The organism is Halorientalis litorea, assembly GCF_023028225.1.
GTDB classification, from domain to species: domain Archaea; phylum Halobacteriota; class Halobacteria; order Halobacteriales; family Haloarculaceae; genus Halorientalis; species Halorientalis litorea.
Genome location: NZ_CP095482.1, coordinates 1,710,684 through 1,726,795, shown reverse-complemented (window position 1 = coordinate 1,726,795; position 16,112 = coordinate 1,710,684). Strand labels below are relative to the sequence as shown.

The 16,112-nt window shown below is 64.7% G+C and carries 16 protein-coding genes and 1 tRNA gene; 11 read left to right on the top strand and 6 right to left on the bottom strand.

What is annotated here, in order from left to right; translation table 11 throughout:
* Position 1 precedes the first annotated feature (1 nt).
* Positions 2-307, bottom strand: coding sequence for a hypothetical protein (locus MUG95_RS09280; protein WP_247005904.1), 306 nt, complete (start codon positions 305-307; stop codon positions 2-4).
* A gap of 93 nt (positions 308-400) precedes the next feature.
* On the opposite strand from MUG95_RS09280, the gene MUG95_RS09275 reads away from it, so the two are divergent.
* Positions 401-571 carry a TFIIB-type zinc ribbon-containing protein gene (locus MUG95_RS09275; protein ID WP_247005902.1) on the top strand — a complete coding sequence of 57 codons (171 nt, stop codon included), beginning with the start codon at positions 401-403 and terminating at the stop codon, positions 569-571.
* On the opposite strand, the gene MUG95_RS09270 is transcribed toward MUG95_RS09275, so the two are convergent.
* Together MUG95_RS09270 and MUG95_RS09265 are read right to left on the bottom strand one after the other, a co-directional pair.
* Positions 568-921: a hypothetical protein gene (locus MUG95_RS09270; RefSeq protein WP_247005900.1), complete on the bottom strand. Its 354-nt coding sequence runs from the start codon at positions 919-921 to the stop codon at positions 568-570. The two genes, MUG95_RS09275 and MUG95_RS09270, sit on opposite strands and share 4 nt — an antisense overlap.
* A gap of 189 nt (positions 922-1,110) precedes the next feature.
* The gene (locus MUG95_RS09265) at positions 1,111-3,747 is read right to left on the bottom strand and encodes a valine--tRNA ligase (protein WP_247005898.1); all 2,637 of its coding nucleotides are present in this window, start codon (positions 3,745-3,747) and stop codon (positions 1,111-1,113) included.
* A 170-nt stretch (positions 3,748-3,917) separates the two neighbouring features.
* On the opposite strand from MUG95_RS09265, the gene MUG95_RS09260 reads away from it, so the two are divergent.
* From MUG95_RS09260 to MUG95_RS09235, 6 genes are all read left to right on the top strand, one after another.
* Positions 3,918-4,832, top strand: coding sequence for a decarboxylating 6-phosphogluconate dehydrogenase (locus MUG95_RS09260; RefSeq protein WP_247005895.1), 915 nt, complete (start codon positions 3,918-3,920; stop codon positions 4,830-4,832).
* 85 nt (positions 4,833-4,917) lie between these two features.
* A complete protein-coding gene (locus tag MUG95_RS09255; protein ID WP_247005894.1) occupies positions 4,918-5,502 on the top strand; it encodes a 2Fe-2S iron-sulfur cluster-binding protein in 585 nt (194 codons plus the stop codon).
* Positions 5,503-5,544: 42 nt separating this feature from the next.
* Positions 5,545-5,617, top strand: a tRNA-Arg gene (locus MUG95_RS09250).
* A gap of 441 nt (positions 5,618-6,058) precedes the next feature.
* Entirely contained in the window at positions 6,059-6,340 is a 282-nt protein-coding gene (locus tag MUG95_RS09245) for a type II toxin-antitoxin system HicB family antitoxin (protein WP_247005892.1), read from the top strand.
* A gap of 334 nt (positions 6,341-6,674) precedes the next feature.
* Complete coding sequence (locus MUG95_RS09240; protein WP_247005891.1) at positions 6,675-6,965, top strand: CNNM domain-containing protein; 291 nt, start codon at positions 6,675-6,677, stop codon at positions 6,963-6,965.
* 249 nt (positions 6,966-7,214) lie between these two features.
* Positions 7,215-7,871, top strand: coding sequence for a lactate utilization protein (locus MUG95_RS09235; protein WP_247005889.1), 657 nt, complete (start codon positions 7,215-7,217; stop codon positions 7,869-7,871).
* 98 nt (positions 7,872-7,969) lie between these two features.
* Here the strand turns inward: MUG95_RS09235 and MUG95_RS09230 are convergent, their stop codons facing one another.
* Positions 7,970-9,499 (bottom strand): amidase, encoded by a 1,530-nt coding sequence (locus tag MUG95_RS09230; protein ID WP_247005887.1) that lies wholly within the window; start codon positions 9,497-9,499, stop codon positions 7,970-7,972.
* A gap of 244 nt (positions 9,500-9,743) precedes the next feature.
* A complete protein-coding gene (locus MUG95_RS09225) occupies positions 9,744-10,373 on the bottom strand; it encodes a DUF1989 domain-containing protein (RefSeq protein WP_247005885.1) in 630 nt (209 codons plus the stop codon).
* A 126-nt stretch (positions 10,374-10,499) separates the two neighbouring features.
* Between MUG95_RS09225 and MUG95_RS09220 the strand changes: the two genes are divergently transcribed.
* Positions 10,500-11,546 (top strand): agmatinase family protein, encoded by a 1,047-nt coding sequence (locus MUG95_RS09220; RefSeq protein ID WP_247005883.1) that lies wholly within the window; start codon positions 10,500-10,502, stop codon positions 11,544-11,546.
* Between the two features lie 18 nt (positions 11,547-11,564).
* On the opposite strand, the gene MUG95_RS09215 is transcribed toward MUG95_RS09220, so the two are convergent.
* Entirely contained in the window at positions 11,565-12,206 is a 642-nt protein-coding gene (locus tag MUG95_RS09215) for a cyclase family protein (RefSeq protein WP_247005881.1), read from the bottom strand.
* A gap of 157 nt (positions 12,207-12,363) precedes the next feature.
* On the opposite strand from MUG95_RS09215, the gene MUG95_RS09210 reads away from it, so the two are divergent.
* The 3 genes from MUG95_RS09210 to MUG95_RS09200 all read left to right on the top strand — a co-directional run bounded on the left by MUG95_RS09210 (position 12,364) and on the right by MUG95_RS09200 (position 16,108).
* Positions 12,364-13,686 (top strand): aspartate aminotransferase family protein, encoded by a 1,323-nt coding sequence (locus MUG95_RS09210; protein WP_247005880.1) that lies wholly within the window; start codon positions 12,364-12,366, stop codon positions 13,684-13,686.
* Positions 13,683-14,687 (top strand): agmatinase, encoded by a 1,005-nt coding sequence (gene speB, locus MUG95_RS09205; RefSeq protein WP_247005878.1) that lies wholly within the window; start codon positions 13,683-13,685, stop codon positions 14,685-14,687. Before MUG95_RS09210 ends, speB begins: the two co-directional genes overlap by 4 nt.
* Before the next feature lie 254 nt (positions 14,688-14,941).
* Positions 14,942-16,108, top strand: a complete 1,167-nt coding sequence (locus tag MUG95_RS09200) for an ABC transporter substrate-binding protein (RefSeq protein ID WP_247005876.1) — start codon at positions 14,942-14,944, stop codon at positions 16,106-16,108.
* Positions 16,109-16,112 lie beyond the last annotated feature (4 nt).

Below are 16,112 nucleotides of genomic sequence, written 5' to 3'. Positions count from 1 at the left end.
GTCACTCCTCGGCCTCGAACACCTGCAGTTGCAGTTCGAGGTCGGTCACCACGTCCTCGGAGACGAGGAGTTCGACTTCCACCCGCTCCCCGAGGTGGTCGCTCGCCCGGTCGGTGAACTCCCGGGCACGGTCCGGCGGCATCGAGAGCGGGAGGCGGACGCTCCCCCGCATCGCGGCGAGGTGTGCGGTCAGTAAGCCGACCAACGCGTCCCGTTCGACCCCGGCCGCCTCGGCGTCGGCGAACAGGTCGGTGAGTCGGTCACGTACGTCGTCGATATCTGCGACGGTGTCGTCCGAGTCGGTCATCGCGGCCGACTACGGGGGCGCGGTGGAAAACGGTACGGAACGCGTGTCGCGGGCGGCGTGTGGCTTAACACCACGACCGGCGTACACACCGGTATGGGACTGTTCGAGACACTCGGACGCGTGTTTTCGCCGTCCCGGGAGGAGGCCGTCCGGTACCGTTGTCCGAACTGTGGCCGCGAGTTCGTCTACCGGGCCGACCTGCGCGACCCCGCGTGTCCGTACTGCAGTACCGACGCGCTCGAACGGGTCGAGTGGGCCGGTTAGCTCTCGACTTCCGGCTCTGCATCGTCCTCGTCGACGACGAACCCGCCGGCGAACAGGAAGGAGACGAGCGCGAGGAGGAAGATGAGTATCCGGCCACCCGGCGGGACTATCGCACCACGCGCGCCGTAGGCAACTGCCAGTTCGACGGCGAACCCGAGCACGAACACGACACCGCCGCCCAGTGCGATGGCCGTCGCCGGTTCCGACGGTGGATACCGGGCGAGCACCGGCGGCAGGAACGAGGAGGGCGACCGGTCAGATACGTCGATGTACACCTCCACGAGCGAGGCGACGATGAGCAAGACGATGGACGCGTCGAGCAGTATCCGTGCCGCCTGGCTAAAGACCATCGGCACCTCCTCCGGCAGTTCGGTGCCGTCCAGCGAGAGATGCAGTCGTCGGGCGTGTGCGGTAACTCATCGGTCGGTTCTACGTTTCAGTGGCGACGGTAAAACGTATGAAACTTTGGGTCCGAAACAAACCGGTGACCCGCGCCGTCCGCGCTCAGTGTATCCCGACCGTGTCGGGTGTGGACCGACTCACTCGTAGATGAGGACCGTCGCGAGGTCGCTCTCGACGACTGCGACCTCCTCACCGGATTCGGCGCGGTGTTCCTCGACTATCTCCACGGCGTCGCCGGGGACGGTCACCGTCTCCCCGTCCACGTCGAGTGCTATCTCGCCGTCGAGCCGCTGTTGTTGTTTGATGTCTTCGGGGTCGGCTCGTTCGAGCGCGCCGACGACAGCACCGGCGCGGTCACGGAACTCCGGCCCGATGACCGAGTGGTCCGGGTCGACTTCGACCGGGACCAGCGAGACGGCGGGTTCGCCTTCGAGGACGTGGACGGGCGCGTTGACCCCTTCGCTCAAGTCGTAGGTGTCGACGTGATTCTCCGGCGTGTCGTCGGGGTACACCTCGACGTTTTCGAGGTCGGTGTTCAGTGCCATCCCCTCGTCGGACTTCCAGCCACGCACCGTCGACGCCACGTCCGCGATGAGTGCCCCGACTTCCTCGGCCGCCTCGTCGGCCATGTCGATGTCCGGCCAGTCGGCGGCGTGGACGCTCCCCTCCGTGTCGGGGAGAGCGTCGTACGCCTCCGCCGTCAGGAAGGGGGCGAACGGCGAGAGCATGCGCAGCGACGCCGAGAGCGCGGTCGAGAGTGCCTGCCGGGCGGCGTTGCGCTCGCCGGGACGCCCCTCGTAGAGGCGACCCTTGATGAGTTCGAGGTAGTCGTCGGCGAGGTCGTGCCAGACGAACTCCCGCAGTTCGCGTAGGGCGGCGTCGAAGCGGTACTCGTCCATGTGCTCGGCCACGCTGTCGGCGACCCGCGACGCCCGCGAGAGAATCCAGCGGTCCGCGTCGCGGTAGGCCGGGTCCTCGATGGCCGGGTCGGGGTCGAGGTGGTCGGCGGCGAAGCGGGTGATGTTCCAGACCTTCGTGCCGAACTTGCTGGCCGACTTGACCTCCTTCCACTGGAACTGGATGTCGCTCCCGGGTTGGCCGCCCATCGCCATCGCCTGCCGGAAAGCGTCGGCGGAGTACTCCTCGACGGCCTCCTCGGGTTGGACGAAGTTGCCGCGGGACTTGGACATCTTGTTGCCGTCCTCGCCGAACACCATCCCGTTGATGAGTGCCTCGTCCCACGGAATCTCGTCCTCCAGTGCCGCCGTTCGGAGGATAGTGTAGAACGCCCACGTGCGGATGATGTCGTGTCCCTGCTCGCGGAGGCTGGCCGGTTGGAAGTCGCCCTCGGGCCAGCCCTGCACGTACAGCGGCGTGATGGACGAGTCCATCCACGTGTCCATCACGTCGGTTTCGCCGTGCCAGTCGGTCCCGCCACACTCCGGGCAGGCGTCGATGGCGGGGTCCTCGTCGGTCGGGTCGACGGGGAGTTCGTCTTCGGTGGCGACGTGGATGTGGGCACACTCGCCGCAGAACCACGCCGGGATGGGCGTGGCGAAGACGCGCTGGCGGGAGATGACCCAGTCCCACTCCATCCCCTCGGTCCAGTCTTCGAGGCGGTCGTACATGTGCTCGGGAATCCACTCCACCTCGCGGGCGCGGCCGAGGATTTCGTCCTGCCGAACCTCGACGAACCACTGCTCTTTCGAGAGGATTTCGATGGGTGTGTCACACCGCCAGCACTGCCCGACGTTCTGTTCGGTCGGTTCGGTGTCGGTCAGGTACCCCTCGGCGTCCAGGTCGGCCGCAATCTCCGCTTTCGCCTCGTCGATGGAGAGGCCCGCGTACTCGCCCGCGTCGTCGGTGAGGTGCCCGTCCTCGGTGAACACCATCCGCAGGTCGAGGTCGTGTTCCATCCACCAGTTCACGTCCTGTTTGTCCCCGAAGGTGCAGATCATGACCGCGCCGGTCCCGAAGTCGGCGTCGGCCTCATCGTCGGCGATGAGTTCGACCTCCTGCCCGAACAGCGGCACCTCGAACGTGTCGCCGATGCGGTCCTCGTATCGCTCGTCGTCGGGTGCGACCGCCATCGAGACACACGCCGCCAGCAGTTCCGGGCGGGTCGTGGCGATTTCGATGTCGTCGTTGCCGACGCCCTCGAAGGTGACGTAGTACAGCGTCCCCTCGACGCCCTCCTCCGTCTCGACTTCCGCGTCGGCGATGGCCGTCTCACATCGCGGACACCAGTTGACGGGGTGTTCGTCGCGGTAGACGTACTCGGACGCTTCCATCTGGACGAACGACCGCTGGGTCTCGCCCCAGTACTCCGGGTCCATCGTCTTGAACTCGTGGGACCAGTCCTGTGAGAACCCGAGGGTGTGCATCGTGTCCTTCATCGCCGCGATTTGCTCTTCGGTGTGTTCGATACACATCTCGCGGAACTCGTCGCGGGGCACGTCCGTCCGGTGAATATCGTTGTTCTCCTCGACTTTCACCTCGGTCGGGAGGCCGTGACAGTCCCACCCCTGCGGGAAGAGAACGTTGTCGCCGACGAGGCGGTGATAGCGGGCGGCGAAGTCCATGTAACACCACCCCAATGCGTTCCCGATGTGGAGGTTCCCCGTGGGGTACGGCGGGGGCGTGTCCACCACGTAGTCGGTACTCCCGTCGGCAGACTCGCTCTCGTCGTACTCGTAGAGGTCGGTCTCCTGCCACTGTTCACGCCGTTTCGGCTCTACCCGGTCGGGGTCGTAGGTATCCGGTAAGTCACTCATGATTCAGACTCCGCTGATGCGTCGTGTGGCGGTCGAAAACAGTGCGACCGTACGCTACCGTACTACCGACGACATCAGGCCCATATCATAGGGTTCGGTCGGTCCTGTGTATAACTTTTCGCTTCGAGCGAACCGCAACCACTACCACCGCCGGCACCGACGCCGCGAGTATGCACCTCGGCGTCATCGGACTCGGACGGATGGGACGAATCGTCGTGGACCGCGTCCTCGACGCAGGCCACGACGTGACGGCGTTCGACGTCGACGAAGCGGCCGTCGCGGACGCCGCCGACGCGGGCGCGACTGCCGCCGACTCCATCGGCGACCTCGCGGAGCGTCTCGGTTCGGAGAAACGAATCTGGCTGATGGTCCCGGCGGGCGACCCGGTCGACGCCGCGCTGGACGAACTCGCACCCCACGTCGACGGCGACGACATCGTGGTCGACGGCGGGAACTCGAACTTCCACGACTCCCTGCGCCGGGCCGAGGCGACCGAGGCCGCGTTCCTCGACTGTGGGACCTCCGGCGGCCCCGCGGGCGCGGAACTGGGATTCTCGCTGATGGTCGGCGGCCCCGAGTGGGCCTACGAGGAGTTGTGCCCCGTCTTCGACGCCGTCGCCACCGGCCCCGACGGCCACGACCGGATGGGACCGGCCGGGTCCGGCCACTATGTCAAGATGGTCCACAACGGCGTCGAGTACGCGCTGATGCAGGCCTACGGTGAGGGGTTCGAGTTGCTGGCCGACGGCCGGTTCGACCTCGATTTAGAGGCCGTCGCGCGCACGTGGAACAACGGGGCGGTCATCCGCTCGTGGCTGCTGGAACTCTGCGAGGAGGCGTTCCGCGAGGAGGGGAGCGACCTCGGCGACGTCGCCGACCACGTCGCCGGCGGGTCGACCGGGACGTGGACCGTCCAGGAGGCACTCGAACAGGAGGTCCCCGTGCCGCTCATCTATCAGGCACTCGCCGAGCGGTTCGGCAGTCGGGCCACCGGCGAGGGCGAAGTGCCTGGTCGGTTCGCCCGCCGTCTCGCTAACCGCCTCCGGTACGGGTTCGGACGGCACGAAGTCGCACGCCGAGAGTGAGTGTCCGCCGGGGTCCGCGAGCGAGCGACGGCGAGCGTGGCGGGAGAGCGTCAGTTAGTTAAACCCGTACTCCATACCGGCGCGTATGGTCGATCCACTGGGTATCGCAGCCGGGGCCGTGCTGACGGCGGTCGTCGTCGCCCTGCACTACTCGTCGGGAACCGGGTGGGAACCCAACGAGGACATCGCACAGGAAGTCCTCGAGAAGCGTGCCGAGAGCGTTCCCGAGACGGAGTTCGCCGAGCCGATGAACCGCTCCATCGGCGGTGGCGGCGTCCCCGCCGGTGCCGTCGAGGCCGGGAGCGAGGGCGAACTCGCGGAGGGCGAGGAGACCGAGGAAGAGGAAGGGTTCGACCCCGACGCCATCCCCGAGGACGAGGTCGAAGTCTACGAAATCGAGTTCGCCAAGGAGGGCGAAACTATCGAAATCGCCAACAACGAGAACATCCTCGACATCGGCGAGGACGAAGGCTGGGACCTGCCCTACGCCTGCCGTGAAGGGTCGTGTCTCTCCTGTGCCGGCCACATCGAGGACGGCGCGGCCGACGAGTACATCCGCCACTCCAACAACGACACCCTCAACGACGAGGAGATGGACAACGGCTACTGCCTGACCTGCACGGCCTACCCGACCGCGGACTTCACGCTGGAGACGGGCGAACAGCCCTGAGTTCACAACGGTTATACCGGCTCTTCTGTTACCCACATTCGAGGGCGGCTAGTTCAGCGGACAGAACGCCTGGTTCCGGACCAGATGGTCGGGGGTTCAAATCCCTCGCCGCCCGCTCCGTTCTGCTGCGAGCAATCCGCGAGCAGCGAACGGTCTCCGGCGAGGATTTGAAGCAGGGAGTGGAGCGACCGACGGGAGCGGAACGAGTGGGGTTCAAATCCCTCGCCGCCCGCTCGATTTTGCGCCGAACAACTCGTGAGGCGCAAATGTGCGCCGCGAGGGTTTGAATTACGCGAGACGAGCGAAGCGAAGTCTCGCATTCGGGTTCAAATCCCTCGCCGCCCGTCGACAGCGTATCGCCGAAATTTCGGCCCAGCAGCCACTCTCTGTGGGGTTCCTGTGACTGCTGGCGAAGTGGTCTTCATTTCGTTCAGCGCAACCCCGGTGAACGCCCGCACTCGGTGAGAAGTTTCAGCACGCTTGCTGTATACAGAGCGCGTCTCCAACAGTCACGGACTCCCGAGGCGTTTTCAGGTTCGGTCAAGTACTGAGGCACATGGCACGGGCTGACGCCGGCGATTCGGATTCGGGACAGCGGAAGATCCGTCTCGTCGAGGAGGAAGACGGCCGGTGGTCAGCAATTGACGAAGGCGTGGGCGTGGCGAGTCAGGGCGAGACACGCTCCGAGGCACTTGCCAATCTGGACGAAGCAGTCGCACTGCACAGGGGAGATATCGGGGAACCAGTAACGGATGCCGATTTGCGTGATCTCGGGGTCGCTCCCGACGCTGTCCCGGACGAACCGCAGGAGCCCGACGCACCGTGGTTTTCTGAGTAGCTGTGCCGGCCCCGTATTCGTCCCGGGAACTGGTGAACGCACTTACCGAAATGGGATATCAACCAGTCGACCGAGCGGGGAGCCATCTCAAACTCCGGTACATCCATCCAGAGACTAGTGAAGTCTGAAACGTCACAATACCTATGGGTAAAGAAATCAGTGGCGACACGCTCTGAACAGTGGCGACACGCTCCGAAATATCGCCAATCAATGTGGGGCTGAGGACTTCCAGCAGTGGTGTGACTGGATCGGTGACATTCTCTGACGCCGTGCTGCATACATCCTCTGAAGTCAGCACGGGCTTTGCGTGTAGACAGCCGAAGTGTACTATCGAATGACAGAACAGGTGTACGTCGCCTATGACGTCGAGTTCCTCCCAACCGGGAGTGCGGTCACGGTGGCGACGGTGGTGGCCAGTTTCGTGGTTCTCGTATTCGGCGAGATAGTCCCGAAATCGTACGGTCTCGGAAACGCTGGACAGTGGGCACGCAGAGTCGCGGTCCCCATCTCCCTCGTGGAGCGACTACTCTACCCACTCGTCGCCGTCTTCGACTTCATCACTCGGTGGCTAAACGCACGTCTCGGTGGCGACTCCGGCATCGAACAGCCCTATCTCGACGAGTGACAACCCGGTCAGGTGCCCCGTTGCGGCCACCGGACTTGCCCGACCACGAGAAACGGCACCAGCCAGCCACAGACCACGAAGAATCCGACGAGCATCGCGACCACGGCGTCCCGAGTTCGCTCGCTCTCGAAGCAGAGAGAGAGAAGGGGTACCGAAACGGACGGTAACACCCGCGTAACCACCGGACACAGGTGTCCGCGAGCGACTATGTGGTTCCCGCCACTACGGGTGTATGCGAACCAATTCCCCATGTCACAACAAAAGTCAGACTACGTAGACGACGCAGAAATCGACACAGCACTGGACGAACAGCCGGACGAGGAGACGCTCGAAGAGACCGTCGCCAACCTCGAAGCCAACGGGTTCGAGGTCGTCGTCGTCGAGTCGGCCGCGGAAGCACTCGACACCATCCAGTCCCACATCCCTGCGGGTGCGTCCGTGATGAACGGACACTCGACGACCCTCGAAGAGGTCGGGTTCGTCGACTACCTGAACGAAGGAGACCACGAGTGGGAGAGTCTCCCCGACGAAATCTGGGGCATCGACGACGACGAGAAACGCCAGACTGCACGTCGAGAGGCACAGACGGCGGACTACTTCCTCGGCGGCATCAACGCCATCGCGTCGACGGGTGAACTCGTGGCGGCCGACCGGTCGGGAAGTCGCATCGGCGCGTACCCCTTCGCCGCCGGGAACGTCGTCATCGTCAGCGGCGTGAACAAAATCGTCCCGACACTCTCGGACGCCTTCGCCCGACTCGAATCCGTCGCGTACCCGCTGGAGAACGAGCGGGCGAAGGAGGCCTACGGCGTCGATTCGGCCATCGCCAAGCAGCTCGTCTTCCGGCAGGAACTCGAGGATGGCCGGACGACGGTCGTTCTCGTCCGCGAACAGTTAGGGTACTGACGACGGGACGAACACCCCTGTCGTCGCCCCACTCGGTGGCCGCGAACCACACGCCGACCGACAACCGACGCCAGTCCAGCGACGGGGCCGCCGAGCAACTACTGGATGTCCGGGTCGACGGCCTGCTCGAAGGCGTAGCCCGCCCGGAGGACAGTCGCGTCGTCGAACCGCTCGCCGACGAACATCAGGCCGACCGGGAGGCCGTCAGATTCGCCCGCAGGTACCGACAGTGCCGGGTGGCCGGTCACGTCGAAGGGTGCAGTGTTCGGGAGCATGCTCAGTGCCCTGTCGATGACTTCCAACCGGGAGAGGTCGGTGCGGTGTTCGTGGGCCGTCTGTGGCGTCGTCGGCATCGCCAGTACGTCGACGTCGGCGAGGGCCTCGTCGTACGTCCGCGCGAGGTCGCGGCTGAGGTTCTGTGCCTTCGCGTAGTAGTGGCTCCGGTACTCGTCGGCGAGGTACTGCCCGAGGATGAGCGTCAACTTCACCGTCGAGAGGTAGTCGTCGGCACGGGTGCGGCGTGCTTGGGCGAACGCCTCCATGAACTGCGTGTCGTATCTACCGGACCCACCGTACCCGACGCCCTCGCCGTTGACCGTGGCGGTGGTCCCCTCGATGGCGACGCCGTTCCAGATGGGGAGGCCGTCGAGGTGCATCGGCACCGAGACGGCGGTGACATCGGCACCCAGTTCCTCGAACTCGTCGAGTGCGTCCCGGACCGTGGCGTCGACGCCGCGCTCGCTCTGGTCGTGGCCGAACCCCTCTTCGAGGACGCCGACGGTGAGGGTGGATGCGGAGTCGTCCAAGGCGTCCGTGTACTGGTCGGTCGGAACGGCACCCTGTCGGGGGTCGGCGGGGTCTTTCCCGGCGATAACGTCGAGAACGCGGGCGCAGTCTTCGACGGTTCGTGCCATCGGGCCGGTGTGGTCGAACGTCCGGCCGAGGCCGGCGATGCCGGTGTAGGGCACGAGGCTGTGGGTCGGCTTGTGTCCGACACCGCCGCTCCAGGACGCCGGAATCCGGACCGACCCGCCCTGGTCGCCGCCGATGGCGACATCGACATCCCCGTTCACGACGGCGGCGATGGACCCGCTGGAGGAGCCACCGGCGATGTAGTCGGTGTCACGCGGGTTGCGTACCGGCCCCGTCGCCGAGAGTTCGCCGCTCCCGGAGAACGCCATGTCTTCCATGTTGAGTTTGCCAGTAATCGTCGCGCCAGCGTCGAGCAGCCGCGTGACGAGTGTCGCGTCCGTCTCCGGGACGTATCCCTCGAACAGTTTCGACCCGCACGTCATCTCGATGCCGGCGACTGCGATGTTGTCCTTGAGGCCTACCTCGTAGCCCGCGAGCGGCCCCGAGTCGGCACCCGCGACCGTACACTTCCGGACGAACGCGTTGAGCGGGTCCTCGTCGGGACCGGGTTGATACCCCGGGTCACGGTCCGTGTACTCAAGTCCCGGTTTCGGGTCAGCGAGTTCGTCCAACCGCTCGTACCCGGCGAGCGTGTCCGCGATGGCCGCGGTGAAGTCCTCGACTTCCTCCTCTGAAAGGTCCATGTGGTGTTTCGCCGCTTTCTCCCGAACTTCCTCGGGCGTCGGTGCGTGAATGTTCGGTGGAATCTCCGACATACTGTCTAGTCCAGAGACAAAGTGTGAACATAAATATACGCATATTCAAAGTTTTCAACCAATTTACCTCGGTATACCCGAACATGCATTGTTTTATTGCCGCTATAGGAGTTGGTAATCATATTTTTATCGCCCGTGCGTCGGCGGCAGTCAGTTGACGCGCGCGGCGGGGCTACAGTGAGGGGGTGGGCGGGAACTCGGCGTCGGTCGCCGGTCGGTTCGTGTCGAGACGGTCGGGCCGCCGTCAGTGGTTGTGTTCGTTCTGAATCGACGCGCCGTGAATCGTCGTGTAGTCGGGGACCCGGAGGTCGATGCCGGTCAGTTCGTCACCGTTGGCGATGTCGGCCGCCGAGCAGGCGGAGACCGCGACCAGCGCGTCTCGGTCGGCCTCGAACTCGACCACGTCGCCGGGGTCGGCGGGACTCCGGCCCAGTTCGAGTTCCTGTTGGTCGCCGCTGATAGTCGACTTCTGGAAGACGTTCAGCGTGTTCGGTACCTCCTCCTCGGAGATACCTTCGGGTTGGACCGCCACCCAGAGGTTCTCCCGACAGCCGCCGGGTTCGGACTGGAAGAGGTCGTTCAACAGCCACTCGTTACACGGCCCGTACAGGATGTCGTGGACCCCACAGTCGTCGTGGGTGATGGTCAGAATCGGGTTCCCTTCGTTCGTGTACAGGGAGTCGCCCTCCGAGATGCGCAGTTTGTCGTTGAGGTGTCTCGTGTACGCTTGGGAGTACTTCTCCGAGAAGTCCTCCCGGGTGAACGCCACGAGGTCAGCTATCTGCTCGCCTTCCGGGTTGCTCACCTCGAAGCACTCCCCCTCGTCCACGTAGAACGAGGCCCCGCTTTTTTTGGGTATGCTGTACTCTTGCATCCACGTCCGACAATAGACGGGCTTTACTTTACTTTGTTGGTCATTTAGCCATAATGTTAGACAATTGAACGTGTTTTACCGAAAATTCTTTGTGTAGTTGTTGATTACTCGGCTACGAGTTCAAACATGGGCAAAGTAGACGAGTTGGAGAACTACTACTACACGACCGGAAAGGTCGAAGGCGACTACGTCACTGACACGGAGGGCGGCGGGGAGTCGTTTCCCTCGTCGTTGATTTCCGGCATCCCGACGTTCCTGAAGTCGGAGGTACTCCCGCCCGAGACCGACATGATGGAGGACGCGGGTGTGAAGGCGGCGATGCTTGGGTTCCCGTGGGAAGCGACCAACACGTGTCGCCCCGGGACGAGTTACGGACCGCGTGCGGTCCGTCTCGCCTCGGAACACTACTTGGGGTACCACGCCGAGTACGGGACGGACCTCCACGAGTCGCTGAACCTCGTCGACGCGGGCGACATCGGCATCGTCCCGGGGAGCATCCCCAAGACGTTCGCCCGGGCCGAAAAGTGCGTTCGGAACATCGTACAGGCCGGAGCCTTCCCGGTCGTCTTCGGCGGCGACGACTCCTGCCCGATTCCCATCGTGAACGCCGTCGCCGGCGAAACCGACGGCGATGTCGGGTACATCCACGTCGACTCGCACATGGACACCGCCGAGAGCGTCGGCGGCATGAAGAACAACCACGCGACGACGGTGACACGGGCGATGGACAACGACAACGTCTCGCCCGAGAACGTCGCCCTCGTGGGTATGAATGGGCCGCTGAACCCACCGGGTGGCCGGGAGTTCGCGGAGGAGACGGGCATCACGATGCGGTCCATCTGGGACATCGACGACAGAGGTATCGAAGACGTCGCCGAGGAGGCCATCGAGGTAGCGAGCGACGGCACCGACCGCGTCGTCCTCCACACCGACCTCGACGTCATCGACCAAGGGTTCGTCCCCGGCGTCACGACACCCGAACCCGCCGGTCTGACGCCGCGGGAGGCACTCAAGATGATGCGTGTCTTCGCCGAGGGCGGTATCGACGCCCACGTCATCGTCGAGTGTAGCCCCGTCCACGATATCGCGAACATGTCCGCCCGCGTCGCGGTCCGGCTGGCGATGGACGTTCTGGGCGTCAGAGCGAACCCGGGCGGGTCCGGGCGACTCTGACACTGCCGCCGTCGCCAGTCAGTCGTAGCGTGCGACTGCCCTGACGGGCGCGCCGTCACAGCCCCCGAGTTTCAGGGGGAACGCGAGCACCTCGAGCCGCTCGGGGAGTCCCGACAGGCCCGTGAGGTTCTCGAAGATGAGACAGTCGTTGCCCAGCAGTGTGTGGTGGGCCTGAAACCCGTCCGGTTCGCCGGGCCGGGCGTTTTCGGTCGGCGTCGGGTCGACGTTGAGCGCGTCGACGGCGACGTCGTACCCCTGCCCCTCACAGAACGCGGCCGCCTCGGGCGTCAGGAACGGGTGGTCGAAGTACGTCGAGTCGCCCCAGTGTGCGTCCCAGCCGGTCTGGACGACGAGCAGGTCGGCGTCGGTCGCCGGGAGTGCGTCGGGGCCGATGGGGGTCCGTGGGTCGAGGCCGCGGCAGTCGGCCCGAACGGCGTCGAACGCGAACCGGTCGACCCCGACGGCGTCGATAGCCCGGCCGTCGCTCTCGGTGTGGCTCGGCGCGTCGACGTGTGTGCCGGCGTGACTCCCGCACTCGACCGCCGAGACGCGGTACCCGTCCTCGGGCACGGTGGTGTGTGGGCCGACCACCACAGGGGGGTCGCCGGGGAACACGGGCATGTCCGTCTCGACGGTGTGTGAGAGGTCTCGGTGTCGCATACGCTCTGTTCGAAAAGCCCCCATAATAATTCGTCGGATAGAGTGATTTTGAATACAATATCCACGCATTTGTTAGTCATTTCTGTGAAAATGCTTAATACATTTCGTCAATAGTCCAAATGTAACGCCGTGTCGGTTCACGGTCGCGTAGGTCACAATGTCAGACAAACAGACTCACTCGCGGAACGACGCTGTCGTCGCCGGGTACGACGACTACGTGATGCCGATATGGAAGCACCTCGACGTACCGGTTCGGCGCGCGTCGGACTGTACGCTCGAAGACTACGACGGCAACGAGTATCTGGACCTGTTCGCCGGAATTTCGGTCGCGAACGTGGGCCACAACAACGAGGCAGTCGTCGAGGCGGCCAAGGCACAACTCGACGAGTTCGTTCACGGGTGTTCGTACGTACACCCGAGCGGCCCCGTCGCCGAACTCGGGGAGCGTCTCGCGGACATCACGCCGGGGGACCTCGAAAAGTCGTTTTTCTGTAACTCCGGGACCGAGGCCGTCGAAGGCGCGCTGAAACTCGCTCGCAAGCACACGGGGAGTGCGGAGGTCGTCGCGCTGGAGATGGGGTTTCACGGCCGGACGCTGGGGAGCCTCGGACTGACCGGCAACAAGGCCTACAAGAGCGAGATGGCACCCACCATCAACGACGTGGCACACGTCGCACCGCCGTACGCCTACCGGTGCCAGCTGTGTACCGGCGGCCCGTGTTCCTGTGCGTGTGCGGACGACCTCGAACGGGTCATCGGCACCCACACGTCCGGGGACTTGGCCGCTGTCGTCGTGGAACCAGTCCTCGGCGAGGGCGGTATCGTCGTCCCGCCGGAGGGGTGGCTTCGGGAGGTCCAGGAGATTACACACGACCACGACGCGTTGCTCGTGGTCGACGAGGTACAGAGCGGCTACGGCCGGACCGGCGAGATGTTCGCCACCGAGCACTTCGACATCGTTCCCGACATCATGCCACAGGCGAAGGGCATCGCCAACGGCCTCCCATTGGGTGCGTTCACCGCGAGCGCGGAGGTCGCGGACAGTTTCGAGGCGGGCGACCACCTCTCGACGTTCGGGGGCAACCCGGTCAGCTGTGCGGCGGCACTGGCGGCAATCGACGAACTCGAAGGCGGCATCGTCACCGACGCCGCCGAGCAGGGTGCGTGGCTCGAAGACCGCCTCGCGGCTCTCGAATCCGAGTTCGAGGCCGTCGGCGACACCCGAGGACTGGGACTGATGCACGGCGTCGAACTGGTCACCCCGGACGGCGAGCGCGGACCGATGGACGTCGCTCCGGCACCGGCCCCGAAACTCGCGACGGCAGTCGGCGACCACCTCCGGGAGGCCGGCGTCATCGTCGGCGTCGGTGGGTACCACGGGAACGTGTTGCGGATTCAGCCACCACTGACCATCGAACGCGACCAACTCGCACACGGAGTCGACGCGCTCGAAGACGCCCTCCGGGCGGTGGTAGCGTGACGGGGGACCCGAGCGAGTTCGTCCGCCGTGCGGCCGAAGCCCATCCCGGCGCGGAACTGCCCTACGCGGGCGTAGATACCTTCCTGAACGGGGACGCGCGTGCCATCGACGAGGTGGCCGACGCGGACGCTGCTGTCCTCGGTGTGCCCTACGACGGCGCGGTGAGCAACCGCCCGGGTGCCCGCTACGGTCCCCGGGCCATCCGGCGAGCCAGCGGCTGGTGGGCGTACCTCTCGGGGTACAAGGGAGGACTGACCAACATGCGCACCGGACGGCAGGTCGACTTCGGTGACCTCTCGGTGGCCGACTGCGGTGACGTGCCGGTCTTCCCGATGGACCACGAGCGGACGGCCGAGAGCATCGAGGCCCACGTCGCGGCCGTGGCGGAGCAAACCTTCCCCCTCGTCCTCGGTGGCGACCACTACTGCACCGCACCCTCCTTCCGCGGGTTCGCCGCCGGGTCGGGCCACGAGACGGTCGGGGTGGTCCAGATAGACGCACATACGGATACGAGCAGCGGCAGTCCAATCTTCGGCGAGGAGTTCCACGGGTCGAGCACCGCGTTGATAGCCGACTCGGCGTACAGCGACTACGAACACGTCAGTCAGGTCGGCATCCGCGGCTACGAGGCCCCCGGCTTCTTCGAGTTCGCCGACGAGACGGGACTCCACCTCTCGACGATGCGTGACGTGAACGAGCGCGGCATCGGGCCAGTCGTCACGGAGGCCATCGACGCGGCCGCCGCAGGGACGGACGCGGTGTACGTCACCTTCGACATCGACGCCGTCGACCCCAGCGTCGCGCCGGGAACTGGCACGCCGGAACCGGGTGGGCTCTCAGCCGACCAAGCGTTGACCGTCGTAGAGACCCTCGGCACGCACGACGCCGTCGGTGCGGCCGACCTGATGGAGGTGGCCCCGAACTTCGACGACAGTGAGGGGACGCAACGACTCGCCGCGTACCTCCTCGTGACCCTGTTGGAGCGGCGGTTCGCCGAATAGCCCCGACCCCGGAGGGGAACTCACGTCGACTTTTCGCTGGTATTTCAGATTGTATTGTACAAAGATTACACCTTTTGTCTTAGTTCCATATTCCAAGGATTGTGTTGATTACCTGTATGTTCGTGCAATCCCAGGATTTAATCTTATTTTTTGTTGTGTCTCGCCTCATTTCCATCCGAACGTAGTGTTAAAAGTCCAAAACTTGGTTGTATGAAGAGTAAAAGTTAATACTTGTGTGCGTTTGTTTCGCATTGATGCAAGAATCATCGGAGATTGGAAGCGGTCGCCGAACACGTCGGACGTTCATCAAGACGACCGGGCTCGGTCTCGGTGGTGCGGTCGCACTCGCAGGGTGCAGCGGTGACGGCGGCAGTGACGGCGGCGGGTCACAGGGCACGGGGAGTGCCAGCGGTGACGGTGGGTCCGGCGGGAGCGGTCCCCTCCAAGTCGCGCTTACCTCGACGAACTTCCTCGACATGTACGTCGAGCACGTGCTGGACCCCTTCACCGAAGAGACGGGAATCGAGACCGAACCCATCGAGATATCGAACCCGACACAGGCTCTGCCGCGGTTCGCGACGGCGGTCCAGAACGGGGACGCGCCGGCGGACATGATTCTGAACACGGCCATCTCGACGATTCGCGGCACGAACCTCGACATCTGGGCCTCGTACCCGTCCGACCGGTTCAGCAACTTGGAGTACTTCGACGACAGTTTCGTCGAGAGCGTCGACGGCGAGGTCGTCGGCGCGCCGGCACAGGGGTGGTTCCTCACGCTCGGCCACAACGACGAGATGTCGAATCCGCCGACGGCGTGGGCGGATATGTGGGACAGCACCTACGAGGACACGCTCGGTGTCCAGAACTCCATCGCCTCGAACTTCCTGCCGGACATCACCGCGGAGGTGTTCTTCGACGGTGCGGACACGCTGCAGAGTGAAGACGGCCTCGACCAAGTGTTCGGCAAGATGGAGGAACTCCGCCCGCAGGTGCAGTTGTGGTTCGAGACTGGCGCGACGTTCATCCAGCGACTCAAGCAGGGGGACGTGCCCGCCGGCGAGTACTACCACGACACGATGTTCCTCGAATCGGAGGGCGGTGCGGACATCACGAGCGTCTTCCCGGAGGAGGGTGCCGTCATCTCGTACGGCCACTTCTCCGCGCTCAAGACATCCGACAGACAGGAGGACGCGGCGTCCCTCATGGAGTTCTCGATGCGGCCCGAGATTCAGGACGGCCTCGCGGAGAACCTGTTCACCTCGCCGCTCATCGAGTCACAGCACTCGGAGTTGTCCGACGAGGTGTACCAGAACATCGCGGGCCCCGGCCCCAACGCCGCCATCTCGCCGAACTTCTCGCTGTACATCGGCGACTCGGGCGAGCAGATACGCGAACGCTTCCAGCAGTTCCTCGTTCAGTAGGAGC

Coding starts and splice junctions, on each gene's coding strand:
- MUG95_RS09280 (WP_247005904.1), bottom strand. CDS start 307: ATGACCGACTCGGACGACACCGTCGCAGATATCGACGACGTACGTGAC.
- MUG95_RS09275 (WP_247005902.1), top strand. CDS start 401: ATGGGACTGTTCGAGACACTCGGACGCGTGTTTTCGCCGTCCCGGGAG.
- MUG95_RS09270 (WP_247005900.1), bottom strand. CDS start 921: ATGGTCTTTAGCCAGGCGGCACGGATACTGCTCGACGCGTCCATCGTC.
- MUG95_RS09265 (WP_247005898.1), bottom strand. CDS start 3,747: ATGAGTGACTTACCGGATACCTACGACCCCGACCGGGTAGAGCCGAAA.
- MUG95_RS09260 (WP_247005895.1), top strand. CDS start 3,918: ATGCACCTCGGCGTCATCGGACTCGGACGGATGGGACGAATCGTCGTG.
- MUG95_RS09255 (WP_247005894.1), top strand. CDS start 4,918: ATGGTCGATCCACTGGGTATCGCAGCCGGGGCCGTGCTGACGGCGGTC.
- MUG95_RS09245 (WP_247005892.1), top strand. CDS start 6,059: ATGGCACGGGCTGACGCCGGCGATTCGGATTCGGGACAGCGGAAGATC.
- MUG95_RS09240 (WP_247005891.1), top strand. CDS start 6,675: ATGACAGAACAGGTGTACGTCGCCTATGACGTCGAGTTCCTCCCAACC.
- MUG95_RS09235 (WP_247005889.1), top strand. CDS start 7,215: ATGTCACAACAAAAGTCAGACTACGTAGACGACGCAGAAATCGACACA.
- MUG95_RS09230 (WP_247005887.1), bottom strand. CDS start 9,499: ATGTCGGAGATTCCACCGAACATTCACGCACCGACGCCCGAGGAAGTT.
- MUG95_RS09225 (WP_247005885.1), bottom strand. CDS start 10,373: ATGCAAGAGTACAGCATACCCAAAAAAAGCGGGGCCTCGTTCTACGTG.
- MUG95_RS09220 (WP_247005883.1), top strand. CDS start 10,500: ATGGGCAAAGTAGACGAGTTGGAGAACTACTACTACACGACCGGAAAG.
- MUG95_RS09215 (WP_247005881.1), bottom strand. CDS start 12,206: ATGCGACACCGAGACCTCTCACACACCGTCGAGACGGACATGCCCGTG.
- MUG95_RS09210 (WP_247005880.1), top strand. CDS start 12,364: ATGTCAGACAAACAGACTCACTCGCGGAACGACGCTGTCGTCGCCGGG.
- MUG95_RS09200 (WP_247005876.1), top strand. CDS start 14,942: ATGCAAGAATCATCGGAGATTGGAAGCGGTCGCCGAACACGTCGGACG.